This is a genomic window from Lysinibacillus sp. 38-6, from assembly GCF_046245175.1.
GTDB lineage: Bacteria > Bacillota > Bacilli > Bacillales_A > Planococcaceae > Lysinibacillus.
This window is the reverse complement of sequence record NZ_CP176417.1, coordinates 3,263,016-3,284,962: the sequence shown is the minus strand read 5'-3', so window position 1 is coordinate 3,284,962 and position 21,947 is coordinate 3,263,016. Positions and strand designations below refer to the sequence as shown.

Genomic DNA, 21,947 nt, shown 5'->3' with positions numbered 1-21,947 from the left:
GATGCGATTTAGTGTTTTAGCAAGTGGTAGTACAGGGAATTCGATTTATGTAGAGAACGATAATCATGCATTCATTGTCGATGCTGGTTTAAGTGGCAAAAAGATGGAACAGCTCTTCGCAAAAATCGACCGTGATATGAAACAGCTAAGTGGCATTTTAGTTACACATGAGCATAGTGATCATATTAAAGGAATTGGCGTATTGGCACGTAAATATAATGTGCCAGTATATGCAAATGCAAAAACGTGGCAAGCGATGGATGGACTTGTAGGAGATATTCCTATAGAGCAACGTTTTGAATTTGCAATGGAAACGGTGAAGCATTTTGGTTCATTAGCTATTGAATCCTTTGCTGTATCACACGATGCCGCAGATCCGATGTTTTATTCATTTCATGAAAATGATCGTAAACTCGTGATTATTACGGATACAGGCTATGTTAGTGACCGTATGAAAGGCATTATTCGTGGCGCAGATTCCTTTGTGTTTGAAAGTAATCATGATGTCAATATGCTACAGATGGGACGTTATCCATGGTCGATCAAGCGTCGTATTTTGAGTGATGTAGGACATGTCTCGAACGAAGATGCAGCGATTGCTATGAGCGAGGTAGTGTTTGAAAAGCCAACAAATATTTATTTATCACATTTAAGTAAAGATAATAATATGAAAGAGCTTGCGCGCATGAGCGTTACACAAACTTTGCAATCTTGTGGCATTATTGCAGGTGAGTATGTCCATTTATTAGATACGGATGCTGAGGAGCCAACAAAACTAGTAACGGTTTAGTAAGGCAACAAATGATGATCAAAATTAAAATACAGAAAGGCTGTTCAGTGCATTATTTGTTAATGCATTGAACAGCTATTTTTTATACCCATTTTATTTATTTTTCATGTGATTTTAATGTTTGAATCGTATGATAAAGGCAAGAATTAAGTAGATAGCAGTTTTAGAAAGGATGAGAAACATGAGTTATTTTAACGACGATGATAAAAACAGTGATTTTCTAAATAATGATGAAGTGCAGAAATCACCTCTTCAGGAGAGACTTGAACGCGAGGAAAAAGAAATGCAAGAGAAGCGTTCAAAAAAGAAAGGCAGCAGCAATGGCGGAGGTAAAGGTGGTTATTTCTTCAGTGGCCTTGTTGGGGTTATTATTGGTGCCTTGCTTGTTTGGCTGATGCTTCCTGGACTTGTCAATCAAATGCCAGGAACAACTTCAAGCAGTACAGGTAAAAATGACACAACCATCAACCAAGTAGCGACCGAAGTAACAACTGATGTCACTAGTGCCGTTGACAAGGCATCAGGTGCTGTCGTAGGGATTACAAATATTCAAGAAGTAGCAAGCGGCGGTTTTTGGAATCAACAAACGACAGAAGATACAGCAACGGGAAGCGGCTCAGGTGTTATTTATAAGGTAGATGGAGACAAAGCCTTTATCGTCACAAATAATCACGTAATTGAAGGCGCTAAACAATTAGAAGTTACAATGCAAGATGGCTCAAAAGAACAGGCACAATTAGTCGGTAGCGATGTTTGGACAGACTTAGCTGTCATTTCAATCAGTTCAAAGGATGTTAAAACAGTTGCGACATTTGGTAACTCTGATGTACTAAAACAAGGTGAAACAGTCATTGCAATTGGGAATCCATTAGGCTTAGAATTTTACGGCTCAGTAACAACAGGGGTGGTATCAGGTAAAGATCGTTCTGTACCAGTTGATTTAAATGGGGACAAAGTGGCAGATTGGCAACAAGAAGTTTTACAAACAGATGCGGCCATCAACCCTGGTAACAGTGGTGGTGCACTAGTGAACTTAGCTGGTGAATTAGTCGGCATCAACTCCATGAAAATTGCTGAATCATCTGTAGAAGGTTTAGGCTTCTCAATTCCAATTAATTCAGCGATTCCAATTATTGAGGAATTAGAGAAAAACGGTGAAATGAAACGTCCAACAATGGGTATTTCATTAGTTGATTTAACAGACGTACCAGCATTCTATCAACAACAAACTTTAAAATTACCACAAGATGTAACAACAGGTGTTGTCATTACAGATGTAGTTGCAAACTCTCCAGCTTCAAAAGCAGGCGTGCAACAATATGATGTAATTGTTGAAATGGATGGCGAAAAAATCGAAACGTCTATTGATTTACGTAAACATTTGTACAACGACAAAAAAATTGGCGACAAATTAACAATGAAAGTCTACCGCCAAGGTAAATTAGTTGAAGTAACATTAACATTAACAAATAGCGATTCTTTATAATAACAGTATCAAGTCTGAGCAAAGAGGAAAAGTGTTAGATTGACTTTCATCAATCTAACACTTTTTTTACTTTGCCGTTGATGTCCGCTACGGCGGGCGCTTTCCGCGGGCACACACGTAAGCCGCAACCCTCGCTTGCGCGCAGGTTTGTTGCGTCTTACGCTGCGTGCGTTCCCGCAGGAGTCGCCGCCTTCGCTACCATCAACTAGTACTTCTTCTAATTTTATATTCTTGCAAAAGAAACAATCTAAGATTCTGTCTAGAAGACAGTTGCTAGCCTCAATTTTTTAATTAAACAAGGACAAAATGCTTTGCTTTGCATTTGACAATTATTAAATACAGGTGTGGATAACTAGATATTTGTGAATAACTACTTTACACAACAGAAAGTGTGTAAAAGCCTTCCTTTCCTACGCGCTATTCCTTTGTTACAATAGATTGTGGATAACATAGACCGAATTGTGAATAAGTTTGTGGAAATTTCGGAAAATAAGGAGACACGAAAAAATGGAAAAATACAGTTGTGAAAAGCATATAGATCACGCTTTAGACATGTTTGTCGCGGAGCAAAAAGTATTCCCAATAATGGATAAAGTAGAAGAGCAAAAAAAGTTATCCACAAAATGTAGTTACTGTGAACAGCCAGCAGAATATATTGTATCAAGTAAATAACTTTACACAATATATAGAAAACGCTTGTGGATATGTTGATAACTTTTGTGGATAATTTGTTTGTAAATGAAATGTAAAGGTGGATAACGTGTGAATATAACAATTGTATCAGTCGGAAAACTAAAAGAAAAGTACTTAAAAATGGGGATCGACGAATACGTAAAACGGCTCGGTGGCTACGCAAAAATGGAGTTAATTGAAGTGCCTGATGAAAAAGCACCAGAGCAACTAAGTGAGGCTGAAATGGAAATCGTCAAGAAAAAAGAAGGCGAACGCATCCTTGCCAAACTGAGCCCAGACACATACGTTATCGCCCTTGCTATAAACGGCAAAATGAAAACATCTGAAGAAATGGCAGCCGATATTGAGTCATTAATGACTTATGGAAAAAGTAAAATTGCCTTCGTTATAGGTGGTTCACTCGGCCTACACGACGACGTCCTCAAACGTGCCGACGAAAAACAATCATTTGGCAAAATGACACTACCACACCAATTGATGAAGCTCGTCTTAATTGAGCAAATATATCGTAGTTTTCGCATTATGAAGGGTGAACCGTACCATAAGTAAGTGCGGTTAATAAAAAAGAAGGGACCTAAAAGTAGGTTCCTTCTTTTTTTATTTTCTCAACAAGTTTTTGTAATTGTTTTGGAAAGTATCGACTTTAAGTTGAGTAAGATTCACACAGCGTTCGATAGTCGTTGTTTTACTTAATACCACATCATTCATCGCCGAAAACACTTCCCCTTTCTTTAATTGCTTTAATTATCGGGGCACGCTGCTCGCTTAATGTAGCATACATACTATAGGCACGCATTTTTTGACGAGTATATTCATTTTCATCATGTATATAAATTGGTATGCCTTGTTTGAAAATTTGCATCGTAAAAACGGTATCGATTTGTTTTAAATCAATTAAATCTACTTCCCGATTTGCGACCAAAGCCAAATCGCCAGACAGTAAAAAACGTTCATAAGATGATAGAGGTTGTTTACTAAAATACGCAAGATCGATATCACTTTCGTCACGCACAGTACCTTTTGCGAAGGAACCAAACAAAATAATAAAATCTGGATTAATCTGCTGCTTAATCGTTTCAATCAACTGTTGCTGTAAATCTTCCGTTAACATCCTCATCACCGTCCTTTTCTTTATTATAAACGTTGGCGAAAAAAAACGCACTTATACTTACTACTGAGAACCTTCTCGTAAGTAAATGCGATTGTTATACGTTTTAGGGACATTTATATTATTTCGAAGGGTGAACCGTACCATAAGTAAGTGCGGTATTGTGAGGGTGTAAAAAAGCTAGTCAAGACTTTTCAACAAAGCTTGCCTAGCTGATCTTTTAGAATGAGATGTTTTAATAATATAATTTTTTTGTCTTGTAATGATTAAGGATAAGCAGATATTTAGATACTATTCTTATTTTAGTGGCTTAATGTATCGATTTCGAGAGTGAATTCCATATTTTTTCTTTTCTCTTCAGAATACGGCCAAATTTGGTTGGCTTTTTGGACTAGAATTTTTAATTGGTCGTTATCAATATTTTCGCCCTTAATGTGTAAGTTAATGGCTAACTTATATCCATCTTGTTCATCTTCTAACAATTGAACATGAGCTGTAACTTGTGATGCCAAATTCACTCTTTCCTTATTCGCTACTATTTGTAGAGCATTATCAAAACATGTGGCGTATGCTGCTGCGAATAATTGTTCTGGATTTGTAACTTGCTCTAACGCCTCATCTCTATCAGTTCCTGGTATAGCGGTAGACATATTAATAACACCGTCTGATGATTTAACTTTTCCCTCTAATCCCCCATACGTGGTTGCAGTTGAACTATATAGAATTTCAGACATCTAATTCATCTCCTTAATTAATGGTCATAACTATAATGATTATTCCCTTTAGATGTCTTTTTATGTATAAAAAATGATGGAAACCTTCGAAAAATGCTAAAGATTAATTTGAATAAGTTTAGGGACAAAAGAGTTAAAAAGATATGCATATACTATAAATTTGATGAAGTAAGTGTCAGGCACTATGAAAAGTGCCTGACACTTTTTTGTTTTATCCGAGGTAGATAGGGTATTAACCATCATAAGCAAGTTATTTAGCAAAAGGCATTATAGGAATAATCGAAAGGGAAAGGAGTTATTGCCAACATGTTATTAAATAAAAAGTTAGTATTGGTTTTTAGTATAATCGTCGTCTGCCTTTTGTCTGGTTGTGCTGAGAAGGAGAAGCTTGAAGACGGAGCTGAACTGATAAATAAAAATCAATTTGTATTTGCTACTTCTGGTGAATTTAAGCCATTTAGTTATATGAATGACGATCTTACAATGTCAGGCTTTGATATTGAGGTTGGAGAGGCGATTGCAAAGGAAATGGGCCTTGAGCCGGTTCAAAAACGAATCAAGTTCAAAGGAATTGTAGAAGGGGTGAAAACAGGACGAGCAGATGCCGCAGTTGCGAGCCACACGATTAACCCACAGCGTAGTAAACATGTATCTTTCTCTACCCCATATTATTATTCGGGACCGAAAATTTTTACTAGACCAGATAGTAACATTAAGACTGTCGAAGATTTAAAGGGAAAGGAAGTTGCTGTTGCTAAAGGGTCAACATATGCCGATACAGCTTCCCAGTATACAGACAAAGTCAAAACATATGACAGCGATATTACAGCCTTAAAGGCGTTGAGCAGTGGACGACATGATGCGGTCATCACTGATTTTGTGACAGGGAAAACTGCTGAAAAGGAAGGATTTAAGATAAAAGGGCAGCAATTAATTAATCGCAGTGAACAAGCGATTGTGCTCCCTCAGGATAATCCAAAACTATTGAAGCGAATAAACGAATCCTTGGAAAAACTCCGGGAAGATGGGACACTGACACAAATCAGTATTAAATATTTTGGTGAGGATATAACGAAAAAACCGGAATAAACTAATGCTATAAAAAGAAAGGAAGTAGTACTTTGCCAAGTTTTTCGCATTTTTTTAACATACTCATAGAAACAAAAGGTGTATTCTTTAAAGCGATGCTTATAACCTTAGAGCTGACGGTGGTTTCTATCTTACTTGGAATCATCATTGGACTTGTCTTTGCCTTATTTAAAATTTCTAATATAAAAATTTTACAATATATTTCAAATGTTTATGTCTATTTAGTCCGCGGTACACCGCTAATTGTTCAAATATTTATCCTTTACTTCGGAATTAGCGGTATTTTCCTGCTACCTGATTTTTGGGCTGCTTCACTTGCTCTCGCGTTACATAATGGAGCATATATTTCAGAAATCCTGCGCGGAGCAATTCAATCAGTTGATAAAGGTCAGTTTGAGGCAGGACGTTCTTTGGGCATGAACAAGACATTGACATTAAGAAGAATTATTCTGCCACAGGCATTCCGACGTGCATTACCGCCTTTAGGCAATCAATTTATCATCAGTTTAAAAGATTCTTCGTTAGCCGCATTTATATCCATGAATGAACTGTTTAATGTGGCAACAACACTTGGATCGAATAATTTTGATGAAATGACTTATTTACTCATTGTAGCAGTCTACTACTTATTACTAGTAGCGCTGATGACATTTGTAGTAAATCGAATTGAACTGAAGTTAGCAGTAAGTGACAGATAGGAGCTGAAAAGATTGAACGCCAAGGAAATGATACAAATAAATCAATTGAATAAATCGTTTGGAGACTTGCATGTATTGAAAGGTATCGACATGACAGTCTATGAGAGCGATGTTGTTTGTCTAATAGGATCGAGTGGGTCAGGGAAAAGTACTCTCCTGCGCTGTTTGAACTTTTTAGAAAGAAAGGATAATGGCCGTATTATAATTGAAGGTAATGAAGTCAATCCTAAGACAGATGACCTTAATAAGATTAGGGAAAAGGTAGGTATGGTGTTTCAAAATTTTAACTTATTTCCTCACAAAACCGTGTTAGAAAATATTATTGAAGCACCTATTATGGTAAAGGGTGTAGATAAAGAGAAGGCTATTATTAAAGCAAAAGAATTACTGGGAAAAGTAGGTTTGGAAGATAAGGCCGATGTCTATCCTAGTAAACTATCGGGGGGACAAAAGCAACGGGTAGCGATTGCAAGAGCACTTGCGATGGAACCAGACATTATGCTTTTTGATGAGCCAACATCGGCACTCGATCCTGAGCTTGTGGGAGAGGTTTTAACAACCATGAAAGACTTGGCTGAAGAAGGAATGACAATGGTTGTTGTAACCCATGAAATGGGATTTGCAAAAGAAGTAGCTGATTGGATTGTCTATATGCATGATGGGAAAATTGTGGAACGTGGCACTCCTGAACAATTTTTCAACCATCCGAAAGAGGAAAGAACGCGCGAATTTTTAACGGCGACAATGCTTAAATAATACGAAGAGGTCCTGCCTATTGTAAGGCAGGACTTCTTTGAGTTAAATAGATGATTTTGGGATCTAGGAGTTTCTTATAGTTTTCTGTACATTTGAAAGACTAAATAAGCAAAAAAAAGAACCAAATTTGGTTCTTTTTTTGCTTTATAAAGGGATTTAAGGCGCCTTATATATATATTAAATCCTAAGGATAGGATGGGAATAGAGATATGTTAGTTTAAAATTGTGACCTTTAATTGTTTAACGCCAAAATTGATAGCATCTTGTTGAGAAGGGAAAAAGACATCGATCCGCTTGCCTTTAATGGCACCGCCAGTATCCCCTGCAATGGCTTCACCATAGCCTTCTACGTAAACTTTACTTCCTAATGGAATGACAGATGGATCTACTGAGATGACCTTTGTATTTGGATTTGCTTTAAGGTCAATACCAGTAGCAGTAATACCAGAACATCCCTCACATGAAGCCGTATAAGCTGAAGCTTCCACTATAATTTCCTTAGAAGCCATATTATTTGTTGAAGGAGCGGTTGCTTCCGGTTCATTCTCCTTAGGAACAGTATTACTTGATGGAGCAGTCGCTTCTGGTGCATTCTCCTTTGAAGCACTATTACTCGTTGTTGGAGCACTTGCTTCAGGCTTGTTCTCCATTGCAGTTGCACTATTATTTACGGAAGTTGTCGTTTCATTGGATGTAGGTGCTACAGGTTGAATCGGTTTGTTCGTTACAGCCGTAGTCGTTTTCGCACCATCAATAATCGATAGAATTAAACCTGGATGAATGAGGTCCGTATGTAATTGGTTCCATTCTTTAATTTGCGCAACCGTTACTTGATGATCTCGGGCGATGTCCCATAATGTATCCCCTTGCTTAACGGTATATTGTTGTGCAATGGAAAGGACATCACCTGGATGAATAAGGTTAGTCGTAATATGATTCAACGTTTTAATATTTTCTACAGATGTATGATGTTCACGGGATAAATCCCAAAGTGTATCTCCTTTTTGTACGGTAATTGTGGCAGCTTGAGCATTCGCACCTAAAGTTGCTGAAAGCATTGCAACTGGTACAATTGAAATAATTTTTTTTAGCATTCATTAATCCTCCATGTGCGTTCTTAGTTGTTAATGTAAATCATCGTAACATAGATTTTTCTGAGAAAAAGAACAGGAAGGTGTTAATTTGATTACGTCCGTGGCATTTATATTGCAATAATATTAAACCGATACTATTTCCTAGGAAATGCAATAAAAATAGGCAGAATAATGTAAATTGTTTCTTTAGTTGTAAATTATCTAGGCTTCTTTGTCGTGTCTAAAGAGAGGGATAATAAATCTTTTCAAAAAAATACAGCACTAGTCCTTTATTGGAGTAGTGCTGTATTTATTCGTTATTAACCCAAGATTTCTAGTATACCTTGGCTCATTTGATTAATTTGCGCCATCATCGATTGAGATGATTGTAAAAGAACTTGATCTTTTTTTAATTTGGACATTTCTTTCGCTATATCTGCGTCACGTAAAGTTGATTCAGCTTTCGTTAAGTTTTCTTCAGCGTTTTTAACATTGTTATAGGCATGTTCAAACATATTTTGATAGGCACCTATTGCTGATCTTGCTTTAGATGCTTTCATTATGGCATGGTCAATTTTAGAAATGGCTGAACTTGCAAGCTCTTGAGAATTAACGTGTAGAGGATCGATAGTTAGTTGCTCTACTGTTACATTAGGGATTGAAACTTTAACATTTTGTCCAGCATTACTCCCAACTTGTATATTTAAATGTAGGAACAAATCTTTGTCTTGCCCGGTTTCACCAAACACATTAAGTTCAAACACGCCACTATCATTCACTGGCCAATTCACACCAGCAAACTCAGGTCTATAATCGTATATATATATTTTTCCACCATCAGCCGCTAATTGTGAGTAGTGCTTTACAAAATTTGTTGCGCCATTCGGTATAATATTTGTATTTGGTGGAGTGGGATCATAGACAAATCCAGGCTGACCATAAGCTGTTTCCAGTATTTTATTGACTAAATCCGTACCGTTTGTAATTGTACTTACATCCACTTCCATTACGGGATTCGCATCATTTAATCGAGATGTATCTGGATTACCATTTACAAATTTAATACTGTAGGCTTGGTTACAAGTACAACAAGTATAGTAAACGCCTTTTCCCTCTAAATTGGCTATATCACTAGCAGAGGTAATATTGCTAAAGTCAATAATTGCACTAGCGTAATCAATGGAATTGTAAGTATATTTATCCGTTACGCCTCCGCTCGTTGTAACTTGTTGTACATATTGCGCTAAAGAACCAGAGGGGATACTATTTCCGTCTTTATCAGCCGTTCCCGCGAGTAAATACATGCCATTAAATTCAGTATTGGAAGCAATATCGCGTATTCCTTTTATTATTTGGTCTACCTCTTGTTGAACTTTTTGTCTATCTTCATCTGTTAACGTATCATTTGAAGCTTGTACTGCAAGTTCTCTAAGTCGCTGTAGATTTGGATCTAAAATATTTGCTAAGCCACCATCTGCAGTGTTAAGTAAAGACAAGCCATCTTGAATGTTCTCTCCTGCTTGATTCAATCCCCGAATTTGTGCACGCATTTTTTCGCTTATACTTAAACCGGCAGCATCATCAGCTGCTTGATTGATTTTATAGCCTGAAGAAAGTTTATTTAAAGTATTATTTAATTCAGTATTCGTGTGGTTATATCGATTTTGTGTGAACAAACCTTGGTTCGATTGAATCTGCATTTTCAAGCTCCTTTAAATAGCAGTGTTAGTAAAATAATACTGTAAAATACCAATATAGTCCATTTATTTTGAGTAATTTGGTGTATAATGTTTTGGTAGGAGGTTTATTTTGAAAGGAAGGACCTATAGAATGGCACCGGTGAAATGTATCAAAATAGTACGGGACGACCCGAAAAGTGGCTATTATTGTGTGTTTATTATTCAAAACTAAAAAAGTTATAAAGTGCTAGCTCATGTTGGGCTAGCACTTTTTTAGCTAAAATGAGAATAATGGAGATATTTTAGTGATGTACTATGTGAAGGTTTTTAAGTTGAGGAAGGGGTATTTGGAGGTGAAAAAATTTAAAAAAGTATCTTATAAAAAAGCGGGAACAAGCACTTGAGTGTAAACCCTGAATCTATGTATCTACTCAAATTGTAGTTTGTGCAAAGGACATCCTAACGCATTGTGATCTGAAAAATGCCTTTATAGAAAAAATCTATAGAGGCATTTCCTTCTTCCTATAATGATTCGCCGGTTAGCAATCTACCTAAACTTAGCCAGTTTTCTTCTACTAAACTTGCAGCACGCTCGATATCCTTCTTCTTGCACGCTTCAATAATTTCTTGGTGCTGTTGAACGGATGAGTGTCCTTCAAGGGTGTTAAACTTAGCAAATTCAATCCGCCGTATTTTAGGAATAACGCGTTCGATAGCTAATGGAATTTCAGTATTTTGTGAGGCATGGATAAAAACATCGTGAAAAAGGTCATCCGAAAGTACAGCGTTCAAGCTATCTTTTTCATCAAGCGAACGCTTTAATTGCAGATTATAGTCTTCTAATAAAGAAATATGACTCTGATCCAATAAAGGGATAGCTAATCTTGCAGCTAGACTATGCAGTGTTGCAACAACAGGAAAAGCATGTTTTGCTTCCTTCTCATTTAACAGCGTTACCCGTGTTAAAGATCCAGGTAAAGACTCTACTAATCCCTCTGTTTCTAGACTCTTCAATGCTTCCCTTACTGGTGTCCGACTCGTTCCGAATTGCTCTGCAAAATCAGTATCTTTAATACGCTCACCGGGCTGTAATTGCAACGTAATGATAGCGTGTTTTAATTGATTATAAATTTCATCTCTCAAAGAAGGACGAGTAATTTTTTTTATTGTTTTCATAATTTTATGATATCTCGAGGATGTAGGCGTGTCAATAAACGAAACTAGTCAAAGCAATAGTGGATTTTATTAAAGGATTTGCGCATTTCAATGACTTTCTTTCTTACATTCTCCGGTTTTTCTCTTCCATTAAGAATGTTGACAATAAAGTCGGCAATTGTCCCCATATCTCCTTCTTTCATACCAAGTCTAGTTATCTCGATCGTTCCAATTCTTAAACCACTTGGGAAATCCCAATCTTCAGGTTTATCGCTCGGAATTAAATTTTTATTCGTAATAATATTTGCTTCAGCTAGTAAATGGGCAACCTTCAAACCGCCGCCAAAGCTTTTGACATCTAAGATCACTTGATGTGTCGTAGTAAAGCCTTTATGTGATCCTAATACGGTGATTCCACGATTATGCAACTCTTGCCCTAACGCCTGTGCATTTTTCACAATTTGTGCCATGTATTCTTCACCATAAGCTAAAAATTCAGCTGCTGAAGCTGCTAAGGCGGCCACTCTATTCACTTGGTGAGTAGCTGCTAGTGCTGGGAATATCGCATCTGTCACAGGCTTCGTCAAACTAGGATCATCCCAAACTATGATGCCACTTTGTGGACCACTAAAGGTTTTACCAGCTGAGCCTGTAACGATACAAGCGCCTTCACGTAAAGGATCTTGGAATTGGCCTCCACCAATTAGACCTAATTGGTGCGCACCATCAAAGAATATCTTGCCGCCCCATTCCTTGACAATAGAAGCCATTTCTTTAATAGGGAAAGGAAATAAGGTCATAGAGGCACCTAATGTAACTAAAACAGGTTTGATTTTTCGAGCTTCAGCCGCAAACTTGTCTAAATCCACTACTAAGTTTACAGGGTCCATTGGAATATCATAAATATTTAATCCTCGAATGCCCGCAGGACCATCCATCCGATTGCTCGAATGCCCACCTAATGGCTGAGCGATCGTCATGATATTATCTCCAGGTTTTGTTAAAGAAGCATACACCGCCATATTCCCTACCATACTAGCGACAAGTCTATGATCGGCATAATTACTGCGGAAAACTTTTTTTAGCAACTCTACACAAAGGGATTCAATCTCATCAATATACTTAGTTCCCGCAAACCATCTCGCTGTAGGTCCAATATGTCCTTCGGCAGCACGAGTACCTACTTCAGCGGATAATAGTTTTCGCACTGTCGGACTTGTAGGCGCCTCAGGAGCAAGCAAGTTAAGACACTCTTCTCCTCTATAAATAGCATTTCTCTCAACGGCATTCATTACTTCCAATTGCATCAAGCGTGGTGAAGAACATTGATCAAGTAAGTTACGTGCCCATTCCAATACTTTCGAATCATGCACTTCGTTGTAAGCAGTTGTTATTGTTGCATTGCTCATTTTCGTAAAACCTCTCTCTCAAATTAAATTGGAACAAATCCGATGAAATCAGTAAAAAGCTTCCACCTATAAACCAATATATCGGTTTACAGGATAAGAGTCAACTGAATTTATAGAAAATTCTATTTATTTAAAAAACTAAACTGCGAGCAGTAGCTATTTATGCTGTATAGGTAAAGCTTGCTATTTTTGATTATAATAAATAATATAAGTAAGCAATATTTGATTAAAGGGAAGCTTATAAAAAATCCGTTAAGGAGATAAACTAATGACAAACAATGAATTTAAAGAAACACCACATATTAAGCCAAATGGGGTAGAAATTGCAGAAACGATCCTGCTACCTGGAGATCCACTGCGTGCAAAATTTATTGCTGAAACCTATTTAGAAAACCCTGTTCTTTTTAATGAAATTAGAGGCATGTTGGGCTATACGGGCGAATATAAAGGAAAGAAAGTTTCTGTTATGGGTACTGGTATGGGAGCACCGAGTATGGCGATTTATTCATGGGAACTGATAAATGTTTTTGGCGTGAAAAATTTAATACGTATCGGTTCCTGTGGGGCTATGCAAAAAGATATTAAGTTATATGACATTATTTTTGCAATGGGCGCAGCAACCAATTCAAATTTTGCGCATCAATACAATCTTCCAGGACAATTCCCAATTACAGCCTCTTATGAATTATTGGAGAAAGCTAAGAAAACAGCTGATGGAAAGGAATATAAGGTGCATGTAGGGAATGTACTATCTAGTGATGTTTTCTATAATGCGGATGTCACGGCGACAGAAAAGTGGGCGAAGATGGGCATCTTAGCAGAAGAAATGGAAACGACGAGTTTATATTTAAATGCTGCGAGTGCTGGAGCAAAAGCATTAACGATTTTAACAGTCAGTGACCATATGATTACACATGAACAAACAACACAAGAAGAGAGACAAACTTCATTTACAAAGATGGTAGAAATCGCTTTAGATATGATTTGAAGTTTTTCGAAAGAAGTACCAAAGAACATCGAGCTGTTCTTGGTACTTCTTTTTTATTCTATACAAGGAACAGATGAGGACTATAATGGTAATCGTAGCGTGTTTTATCAATCCAAAGATAATAGTGAAATATGGCAATAGGTAAGCGCGGTAAAATAAAGACAATGGAGGTAGTAGTAATGAATATTAAAGAGCGAATCGAGAAATTAAGACAGCTCATGCAAGCAAATCAAATGGATGCTTATATTATTCCAAGTTTTGATGCCCACCAAAGTGAATATGTAGCAGAACATTGGAAAAGTAGACAATGGATATCAGGTTTTACAGGGTCTGCGGGTACTGTCGTTATTACATTAGAGGACGCTGGTTTATGGACAGATGGTCGATACTATATTCAAGCTGAAAAACAACTAGAGAACACAGGTATCCGATTATTTAGAATGAAGGACCCAGGAGTACCCTTTTATTCAGAATGGCTAGCAGATGTGCTGAAAGAAGGAAGCCATGTTGGCTTTGATGGCAATGTTTTTTCAATTGATATGGTTCGAAAGATGGAAGAGGATTTCAAGGCAAAAAATATAGAATTGAAAATGGATCAAGATTTAGTAGGTGATCTGTGGGAAGATCGACCAGAGATTCCTAAAGGACTGATTTTTACGCATGACGTAAAGTATGCGGGTAAATCACGACTAGAAAAATTAAGTGAACTAAGAGAGGAAATGAAAAGTAAAGGTGCTAATACGTTTATTTTAACTTCTCTTGATGATATAGCATGGCTTTTAAATATAAGAGGGGAAGATGTGCCAAACAGTCCAGTAGCTATAGCTAATGTCATCGTAGCACAACATACATGTTATTTATTTATTGATGCTTGTAAGGTATCTTCTTCCGTTAAGTTAGAACTTGAAGCTGAAGGAATTGAGTTAAAAGCAAGTGAAGAAATCCAAACCGTATTGGAAAATCTGTCAGATGCCGATGCTGTTATGCTAGATACAAGTAAAACAAATATCAACTTATATAATGCCATTAACAGCACTGCAAAAAAAATTGAGAGCACGAATATTACAACCAATTTAAAAGCGATTAAAAATGAAGTAGAAATCAACAATTTAAAATGGTGTGAAATTAAAGATGGTTTAGCTATGGTGAAATTTATTAAATGGCTAAAAGATGCTGTACATAAAACAGAAATTACGGAGATTACTGCAGAAGAAGCATTAGAAGATTTCAGAAGAGAGCAGGAAGGCTTTGTTGGCCCTAGTTTTGATACGATCGCAGGTTATAAAGAACATGCTGCGATGATGCATTACAAAGCTACTAAAGAATCACAATATACGCTCAAAAATGAAGGTCTCTTTTTAATTGATTCGGGCGGACAGTATTATGATGGCACAACAGATATTACAAGAACAATTGTTTTAGGCAAGCTGACAGAAGAACAAAAAAGAGATTTTACTTTAGTATTAAAAGGATTTATTGCATTAAGCTCAGTAAAATATTTATACGGAGCAACAGGCGCAAACTTAGATGTATTAGCAAGACAACCTATTTGGCAGTACGGTTTGGACTATAAATGTGGAACGGGTCATGGGGTAGGGTTTTTCTTAAATGTTCATGAAGGCCCTCAAAGTATCAGAAATGATAGTAATGATGTTGTATTAGAAAAAGGTATGGTTATCACAAATGAACCGGGTATTTACCTAGAGGGTAAATACGGCATTCGAACTGAAAATATGATGTTAGTTGTTGAAGATGAGAAAACAGAATTTGGTCAATTTATGAAGTTTGAAGCCATTTCATATTGCCCTATTGATTTAGCCGGTATTAATAGCGATATGTTAACAGAGAGCGAAAAGCAATGGTTAAACAATTACCATCAAGAAGTATACTCAAAGCTAAGCCCTTATTTAAATGAAGAAGAAAAGGCATGGCTAAAAGAGGAAACGAAGGCAATTTAAATAGTGCTGAGATTTAGCGCTCGTGACAAAAACCACCTATAACTACTTTAGGTGGTTTTTTTATAGATAAAGTAACAAACAATCAAACTCGCCAATAACGTAGCGAGTTTTGTTTTTTATTGCCTCTTTGTCCTCGAATTTATATTTTGTTTATATTTGCGATATAGGCAGTTTAGAACTGCCCTTCATAATGAAGTATAAGCAAATGATAAAGGAGAGAATAATTGATGAATAACAAATTAAAATTCGCAACACTTGCTATTTTTAGCTCAGTGACAATATTGACGGCATGCTCGGATTCAGGGTCAGAAAAAAATGAGGCAGACAATGCCGTTGTGCAAAATGATCAGGCGGAAGCGGATAAAGCGGAGCAACAACTGACAAAGGGCCAAACAATGGCGAATATACTAAGCAGTACAAACTGGCAAGGTACGCGCGTTTATGACAAAGATAACAATGATTTAACGAAGGAGAATGCTGGATTTATCGGTTTAGCCAAATACGATGCTGAAACAGGTAGATATGAATTTTTTGATGCGCAGACAGGAGAGACTCGCGGTGATGAGGGTACTTTCTTTATGACAAATGACGGCACGAAACGTATTTTAATTTCCGATACAAAGAAATATCAAGCCGTGGTGGATATAACAGCATTGAATGAAGAGATTTTTACGTATAAACGTATCGGGAAAGATGCAAATGGTCAAGACATTGAAGTGTTTGTAGAGCATATACCATATGAAAATGGTTTAGCCTTCACGAATCAAGATAAAACGTTAACTGCTTCTACAGGGGAAGTGAATACGGCTGTAGATGGTGACGAAATACTAGGTAAAACTTTATGGCAAGGAACAAAGGTGCTTGATGATAAAGGGAATGATGTGACAGAGTTTAATGGGAATTTTTTAAGTGTCGCAAAGTTTGAAGCAAGCACAAATAAATACGAATTCTTTAATACTGAAACAGGAGAAAGTCGTGGCGATTACGGTTACTTTGATGTGCTTCATGACAATAAAATTCGCGCACATGTATCAATCGGTAATAATAAATATGGTGCGGCACTAGAACTTACTGAATTAAACGATGATAAGTTTACGTATACGCGTATAGGTAAAGATGCGGCTGGCAATGATATTACCATTTTTGTAGAGCATGAGCCATATAAGGGAGACTTAAAGCCAACATTCAGTTTCTAACAAGTCCTTCACTTGAAAAAGGAAGGCATCTCCTTTATAAATTGAGGAAAGGAGATTATGATGACCATTAAGAATAGATTTTTAACTTCTTATATCGGCGGTATTGTCATTGCAAGCGTCTCGATTCTGTCTATTTTATGCATTGTTTTTTATGTCACAACAGGATCAGTTCCGACACCGAAAACATTGTATCAAACTTTTACAAAGCAACGCTCCTTAAGCCCAGAAGAGGAGCTTGCTTATGTAGAGCTACGTAATATTGCCAAGCAAGACCCAGATAAGCTTTTAGCCCAGGACATGCAAACAAAATTGCAACAGATTGAGGATAAGTCTCTTGGGGTGGTTATTCGCCATGAAGAGGAAATTATATATTACTCCAAGGGATTAGTAGAGAAATCGCTTATTGTACATTTTCCGATATTTGATGCGAACAATATTGAAACGAAGGGCACGATCGATAATGCCGGGGGATTGTACCGTTATATTAAATTTGATTTTTATTATAGCGACAAGTCGAAGGGCAGTGTCTTAGTGCTGAAAAAAGAAAACAGCTTTTTAGATTTCCTAACAAAATGGGGAATTATCATTATTTTGATGATTCTTCTTGTAGCCATTGCCGCAATGCTCTTTTTAAATCAACTTTTACACAAGACCATTATTAAGCCTTTAGAAAATTTAGGGCATACTATGTCTGAAATACGTGAGGGAGATTTAATGATTGAGGCACCGACCCTACCTGCTAATACAGCAAGGGAAGTGCATGAACTGACGGCGAATTTTGAAAGTATGCGCTCAGCACTGTTAGATTCGATTCAGGAGCAACGCAATCTTGAAAAAAATCGTAAAGATCTTATCGCCAATATTTCGCATGATTTAAAAACACCAATTACAACGATTATTGGGTATGTAGAAGGATTACAGGAAGGTGTTGCCGAAACACCTGAAAAACGAGAAAAGTATTTAAAAACTATCCATTCTAAATCGCTAGCATTAAACAGATTAATTGAAGAACTCTTTTTATACTCTAAGTTCGATGCGGAGGCGGTTCAATTCGATTTTGACCGGATACAGATTGGCAAGTTCCTGACACATATGGTGGAGGAGTTTCAGTTAGACAATCGACAAGTTCAGGTAGTGTTGAATGTAGCAGAGGATGTCTATGTAAATATGGACCGTATGCAGATGAATCGGGCCATCACCAATTTATTTGAAAATAGTATGAAGTTTAAAAAGCCAACTGAACCTTTACGTATAATTTTAGAAGTAGTTGTGAGGGATCAGCTAGTCGAAATTGTTGTAAAGGATAACGGGCAAGGGATTTCAGAGCGTCAACTTCCCTATGTATTTGAGCGCTTTTATCGCGGTGAAGAAGCCCGCACCTCGACGACAGGCGGTAGCGGATTAGGGCTAGCGATTGTTAAACAAATCGTCGAAAAGCATAATGGACACGTAAACATTCAAAGCAAGCTACATTATGGTACAACGGTGACGATAATCTTGGAAAAGGCTTAAAGGAAGTGTCAATGGTGCCATCACGTATATTAATTATTGAAGATGATATCAGCATTGCAGAATTACAAAGAGATTATTTAGAAATTCATGATATAGAGGCAGAAATTGTAACGGACGGTTTTGAGGGGTTAAATCGAGCATTAATGGAGCCCTATGATTTAGTAGTTGTTGATTTAATGCTCCCTTCGATGAACGGTTTTGAAATTTGTCGACGTATTCGTGAACAAAAAAATATTCCGCTTATGATTGTATCTGCCAAAAAAGAAGATATTGATAAGATAAGAGGGCTCGGCTTAGGCGCCGATGATTATATAACGAAACCATTTAGTCCGAGTGAGTTTGTCGCACGTGTACAAGCGCATAGTAAACGCTATAAGCAGCTGACAGGCACAGAACAAACACAGGATTATTTAGAGATGAAAAATATTGTAGTGGATAAAGCTGCTCGTAAAGTATTAGTTTTAGGTCAGGAAGTTATTTTTACAACGAAGGAATTTGATTTACTGGTGTTCTTTATGGAACATCCGAATCGCGTATGGACAAAGGAGCAGCTTTTCCGTCAATTATGGTATATGGATGATTTAGATGGAGATGTTTTTACCGTTGTCGTTCATGTGGGGCGCATACGAGATAAATTAAAGAAAGGCAAACTATCAGAGCTGCCCATTGAAACAATTTGGGGTAGTGGATATCGCTTTAATAGTTAAAAAAATCTCCTTGTGAAAGGAAGGTTTTATGATGAAATATTTTATCATTATAATAAGTGCGTTATTTATACTCGCAGGGTGTAATAAAGGGGAGGAAAAGCAGATGAAGCCACAATCAGGTAGTCTTATTCAAGCTGTTGAAAACAATGATGTAAAAAAAGTGCAAGAAATTTTACAGGATGCATCCTATCCAATTAATGAAACGAATAGTAAAGGAGAAACGCCTTTATTAATTGCTACACATAAAAACTATATTGAGGTGGCAAAACGTTTAATAGATGCGGGAGCCGATATTAATCAGCAAGATTATATTCAGGATAGCGCCTATTTGTATGCAGGTGCCCAAGGGAAAACAGAGATTTTAACATATATGCTTAAGCATGCAGAACCTAATCAAAAAGTCGTTAATCGCTATGGTGGGAACGCCTTAATTCCTGCGGCAGAAAAAGGGCATTTAGACAATGTAAAGCTACTATTAGAAGATGGTAGGGCAAATATCGATCATCAAAATAAATTTGGCTATACAGCATTAATTGAAGCGGTAGCCTTAACGGATGGCTCAGTATTGTATCAGCAAATTGTTCAAGAATTATTAGCATACAATGCCAATCGTGAACTGCGTGACAATTGGGGCAAAACAGCGCTTGATTATGCCAAGGAAATGGGCTATACAAAAATGATTGCTATGTTAGAAGACTAATAAAATTTAAAAGAGCATCTACCACGTATTAAATGACAACGTGCTAGATGCTTTTTATTTTTTGAAAAAAATTCACTAAAAAACTTGTGTTTTTTGGTCTAATAAGCTACACGGCGACCTCTGCAAACCGCTGTGTAGCAGGGTTTTTGCGGAAGTTCAACTGATATCGGGCTTATTTTTGGGCTAAAATAACAAAGTTCATACATTTGACACATTATAAGTATCGAGTTACTATTGCGAAGGTAGTTTATTTTTAAACTAAATTGTAAATCAAAAGGACTAGGAGGGAATTGGAAATAAAATTAGCGGTATTATTTTAGTACGTTCTAAGTATATTAATATAATAATTCTGTTTTTAAATGACCTAGTATATCTTTTTAAAACTAGTAAAAGATTTAAAAAGGTTATTAAAAAGTTTTGTGCGAAAAGTAAAATCAATATACGAATCGGGGACAGTAGTATGAGTCAGACAAAGAAAAAAATCCACTATGCTTGGTGGGTGTTATTAGGGTTAGTTGTCATGGTCGGAGCTGCTAAAGGTGGCATTGCGACTACGGGTGGACTATTTTTAACCCCTGTTACTGAAGATTTAGGAATTGGCATGGGCAGTTTAACAATGTACTTTAGTATTGCTTCAATTGTTACTATGCTCTCCTTACCCGTTGCAGGTAAGATGATAGCTAAATATAATATTAGAACACTTTTAGTAGTAGCTGTTACGTTGGAGGCAGGGGCCTATGCAATGTTTGGATTTATGAACTCTGTTTGGGGATGGTATTTGTTCGCTATCCCAATGGCAATGGGTTCTGTTGTCGTAACGCAATTAGCTGGTCCGGTGCTTATTAATAATTGGTTTAAAAAACATAAAGGCTTGGCTTTAGGTATTATGGTCGGAGCTGGAGGTTTAATAGGTGCTTTCCTTCAACCAGTAGCTGGTAACTTAATCGACAGTGCAGGTTGGCGCAATACGTATATCTTCTTAGGTGTAGGCGTAATGGCGATTGTTATTCCGATTGTATTATTAACGATAAGAAAAGCTCCACAACACATGGGGTTACAGCCATATGGTATGGATGAAGTAAAGGAAGATAACACAGTTACGGTTCAGACGCCAACAAACAGTGGCGTTGCAGCTACAATCGCAAAAAAATCCAGTGCATTTTATTTTTTAGTATTTTTCTTTTTCTGTGAGACTTCTATAGCTGCGTTTAATCAACATGTTGCGCCATTTGCGATGGGCTTAGGTTATGATGTAAAGTTTGCGGGCCATGCCATGGGTACTTGGTCGGTAGGTGTTGTTATTGGGGCACTATTTTTTGGCTACCTTAGCGATAAAATAGGTGTGAAAAACACAGCGGTTTCCGCTATGCTGCTGGGATTAATTCCAGTAGGACTTCTTTTATTTGTACCTGAAAATCCAATGATCTTTAAGTTAGCTACTGGCCTCTATGGCTTCGTTGTTGCTTCTTTAGGAACATTAGGACCACTGTTAACAACAGCATTATTTGGAAATAGAGAGTTCAGTCAAATTTATGGACTTGCCATAACAGGTTTAGCAGTTGCAGGCATTGTTGCGTTACCTATTTATGGATTTATTTTTCAATTTACAGGTAGTTACACGTATGTTTTAGATACTATTTTCATCATGCTACTTTTAAATGTGTGCGCCATTTTAATGGCCTTTAAAGGTAAAAAGAAATTAGAAAAAGCAGGATTATGGAATTAAAGAAATCATCCGCTATCTAAAAGATAATGAACGAATTTAAATTCTATTATATGTATATACAGGTAAAATACCCTTAAATTATTAGACGCGGCAGCTAACGATTTAGGGGTATTTTTTGTTTTGTTTATATTCCGATTTAGAAATCAAAATCGATAGGGACAATGTTAAATTGATAGTGCTTTAAATTAAGCGTAAAGGTGGGCGTGACAATAATCCCCTCATTCTCTAATAGTGCTTTCTGACGCACTGCATCTTGTATCGTAATTTCCCCTTTCATATTGACAATACGGTGCCAAGGAAGATGATATTTTTCACTCATCGTATGGAGTATTCTTACAACTTGTCTTGCTCCTCTTGGGCTACCTGCACAGGCTGCAACTTGTCCATACGTCATAACCTTACCGCTTGGGATGCGCTGTATTACAGTGATTACATTTTTAGTAAATGGTTGCATATTATTCAGCTCCTTTACACTGGATACTTTCATATA

20 protein-coding genes and 1 pseudogene are annotated in these 21,947 nt (G+C 37.0%); 14 read left to right on the top strand and 7 right to left on the bottom strand.

What is annotated here, in order from left to right; genetic code table 11:
* Window position 1: 1 nt before the first annotated feature.
* The 4 genes from ACKVEV_RS16825 to rlmH all read left to right on the top strand — a co-directional run bounded on the left by ACKVEV_RS16825 (window position 2) and on the right by rlmH (window position 3,518).
* Window positions 2-790, top strand: a complete 789-nt coding sequence (locus tag ACKVEV_RS16825; protein WP_409370577.1) for an MBL fold metallo-hydrolase — start codon at window positions 2-4, stop codon at window positions 788-790.
* 181 nt (window positions 791-971) lie between these two features.
* The gene (locus ACKVEV_RS16820; protein WP_409367440.1) at window positions 972-2,276 is read left to right on the top strand and encodes a S1C family serine protease; all 1,305 of its coding nucleotides are present in this window, start codon (window positions 972-974) and stop codon (window positions 2,274-2,276) included.
* A 507-nt stretch (window positions 2,277-2,783) separates the two neighbouring features.
* Window positions 2,784-2,948, top strand: a complete 165-nt coding sequence (locus ACKVEV_RS16815; protein WP_409367439.1) for a CxxH/CxxC protein — start codon at window positions 2,784-2,786, stop codon at window positions 2,946-2,948.
* A gap of 90 nt (window positions 2,949-3,038) precedes the next feature.
* On the top strand, window positions 3,039-3,518 hold the full coding sequence (gene rlmH / locus ACKVEV_RS16810; protein ID WP_409367438.1) for a 23S rRNA (pseudouridine(1915)-N(3))-methyltransferase RlmH: 480 nt from the start codon (window positions 3,039-3,041) through the stop codon (window positions 3,516-3,518).
* 151 nt (window positions 3,519-3,669) lie between these two features.
* Here rlmH and mntA read toward each other — a convergent pair whose 3' ends face one another.
* Window positions 3,670-4,080 carry a type VII toxin-antitoxin system MntA family adenylyltransferase antitoxin gene (mntA, locus tag ACKVEV_RS16805; protein ID WP_409367437.1) on the bottom strand — a complete coding sequence of 137 codons (411 nt, stop codon included), beginning with the start codon at window positions 4,078-4,080 and terminating at the stop codon, window positions 3,670-3,672.
* A gap of 299 nt (window positions 4,081-4,379) precedes the next feature.
* On the bottom strand, window positions 4,380-4,811 hold the full coding sequence (locus ACKVEV_RS16800; protein ID WP_409367436.1) for an Ohr family peroxiredoxin: 432 nt from the start codon (window positions 4,809-4,811) through the stop codon (window positions 4,380-4,382).
* Between the two features lie 306 nt (window positions 4,812-5,117).
* Between ACKVEV_RS16800 and ACKVEV_RS16795 the strand changes: the two genes are divergently transcribed.
* Genes ACKVEV_RS16795 through ACKVEV_RS16785 form a run of 3 tightly spaced genes read left to right on the top strand, consistent with a single transcriptional unit; the run spans window position 5,118 to window position 7,354 of the window.
* Window positions 5,118-5,900, top strand: coding sequence for a transporter substrate-binding domain-containing protein (locus ACKVEV_RS16795; protein WP_409367435.1), 783 nt, complete (start codon window positions 5,118-5,120; stop codon window positions 5,898-5,900).
* Between the two features lie 32 nt (window positions 5,901-5,932).
* Window positions 5,933-6,598 carry an amino acid ABC transporter permease gene (locus ACKVEV_RS16790; RefSeq protein WP_409367434.1) on the top strand — a complete coding sequence of 222 codons (666 nt, stop codon included), beginning with the start codon at window positions 5,933-5,935 and terminating at the stop codon, window positions 6,596-6,598.
* Between the two features lie 12 nt (window positions 6,599-6,610).
* On the top strand, window positions 6,611-7,354 hold the full coding sequence (locus tag ACKVEV_RS16785; RefSeq protein WP_409367433.1) for an amino acid ABC transporter ATP-binding protein: 744 nt from the start codon (window positions 6,611-6,613) through the stop codon (window positions 7,352-7,354).
* A gap of 212 nt (window positions 7,355-7,566) precedes the next feature.
* On the opposite strand, the gene ACKVEV_RS16780 is transcribed toward ACKVEV_RS16785, so the two are convergent.
* The 4 genes from ACKVEV_RS16780 to glyA all read right to left on the bottom strand — a co-directional run bounded on the left by ACKVEV_RS16780 (window position 7,567) and on the right by glyA (window position 12,670).
* The gene (locus tag ACKVEV_RS16780) at window positions 7,567-8,448 is read right to left on the bottom strand and encodes a LysM peptidoglycan-binding domain-containing protein (RefSeq protein WP_409367432.1); all 882 of its coding nucleotides are present in this window, start codon (window positions 8,446-8,448) and stop codon (window positions 7,567-7,569) included.
* A gap of 299 nt (window positions 8,449-8,747) precedes the next feature.
* Window positions 8,748-10,127 (bottom strand): flagellin, encoded by a 1,380-nt coding sequence (locus ACKVEV_RS16775; protein ID WP_409367431.1) that lies wholly within the window; start codon window positions 10,125-10,127, stop codon window positions 8,748-8,750.
* A 501-nt stretch (window positions 10,128-10,628) separates the two neighbouring features.
* A complete protein-coding gene (locus tag ACKVEV_RS16770) occupies window positions 10,629-11,282 on the bottom strand; it encodes a GntR family transcriptional regulator (protein ID WP_409367430.1) in 654 nt (217 codons plus the stop codon).
* Between the two features lie 44 nt (window positions 11,283-11,326).
* Window positions 11,327-12,670 carry a serine hydroxymethyltransferase gene (gene glyA / locus ACKVEV_RS16765; RefSeq protein ID WP_409367429.1) on the bottom strand — a complete coding sequence of 448 codons (1,344 nt, stop codon included), beginning with the start codon at window positions 12,668-12,670 and terminating at the stop codon, window positions 11,327-11,329.
* A gap of 268 nt (window positions 12,671-12,938) precedes the next feature.
* Between glyA and deoD the strand changes: the two genes are divergently transcribed.
* The 7 genes and pseudogenes from deoD (at window position 12,939) to ACKVEV_RS16730 (ending at window position 21,457) form a co-directional block, all read left to right on the top strand.
* Window positions 12,939-13,658 carry a purine-nucleoside phosphorylase gene (deoD, locus tag ACKVEV_RS16760; RefSeq protein ID WP_409367428.1) on the top strand — a complete coding sequence of 240 codons (720 nt, stop codon included), beginning with the start codon at window positions 12,939-12,941 and terminating at the stop codon, window positions 13,656-13,658.
* A 179-nt stretch (window positions 13,659-13,837) separates the two neighbouring features.
* Window positions 13,838-15,616 carry an aminopeptidase P family protein gene (locus ACKVEV_RS16755; protein WP_409367427.1) on the top strand — a complete coding sequence of 593 codons (1,779 nt, stop codon included), beginning with the start codon at window positions 13,838-13,840 and terminating at the stop codon, window positions 15,614-15,616.
* Window positions 15,617-15,984: 368 nt separating this feature from the next.
* Window positions 15,985-16,812 (top strand): annotated as a pseudogene (locus ACKVEV_RS16750) (DUF4822 domain-containing protein); the annotation flags it as partial.
* A gap of 57 nt (window positions 16,813-16,869) precedes the next feature.
* On the top strand, window positions 16,870-18,324 hold the full coding sequence (locus tag ACKVEV_RS16745) for an ATP-binding protein (protein WP_409367426.1): 1,455 nt from the start codon (window positions 16,870-16,872) through the stop codon (window positions 18,322-18,324).
* A gap of 11 nt (window positions 18,325-18,335) precedes the next feature.
* Window positions 18,336-19,031 carry a response regulator transcription factor gene (locus tag ACKVEV_RS16740; protein ID WP_409367425.1) on the top strand — a complete coding sequence of 232 codons (696 nt, stop codon included), beginning with the start codon at window positions 18,336-18,338 and terminating at the stop codon, window positions 19,029-19,031.
* Between the two features lie 103 nt (window positions 19,032-19,134).
* On the top strand, window positions 19,135-19,731 hold the full coding sequence (locus ACKVEV_RS16735) for an ankyrin repeat domain-containing protein (protein WP_409367424.1): 597 nt from the start codon (window positions 19,135-19,137) through the stop codon (window positions 19,729-19,731).
* Between the two features lie 460 nt (window positions 19,732-20,191).
* Window positions 20,192-21,457, top strand: coding sequence for an MFS transporter (locus tag ACKVEV_RS16730; RefSeq protein WP_409367423.1), 1,266 nt, complete (start codon window positions 20,192-20,194; stop codon window positions 21,455-21,457).
* A gap of 136 nt (window positions 21,458-21,593) precedes the next feature.
* Here the strand turns inward: ACKVEV_RS16730 and ACKVEV_RS16725 are convergent, their stop codons facing one another.
* Window positions 21,594-21,911, bottom strand: a complete 318-nt coding sequence (locus ACKVEV_RS16725; protein WP_409367422.1) for an MGMT family protein — start codon at window positions 21,909-21,911, stop codon at window positions 21,594-21,596.
* Between the last annotated feature and the right edge of the window lie 36 nt (window positions 21,912-21,947).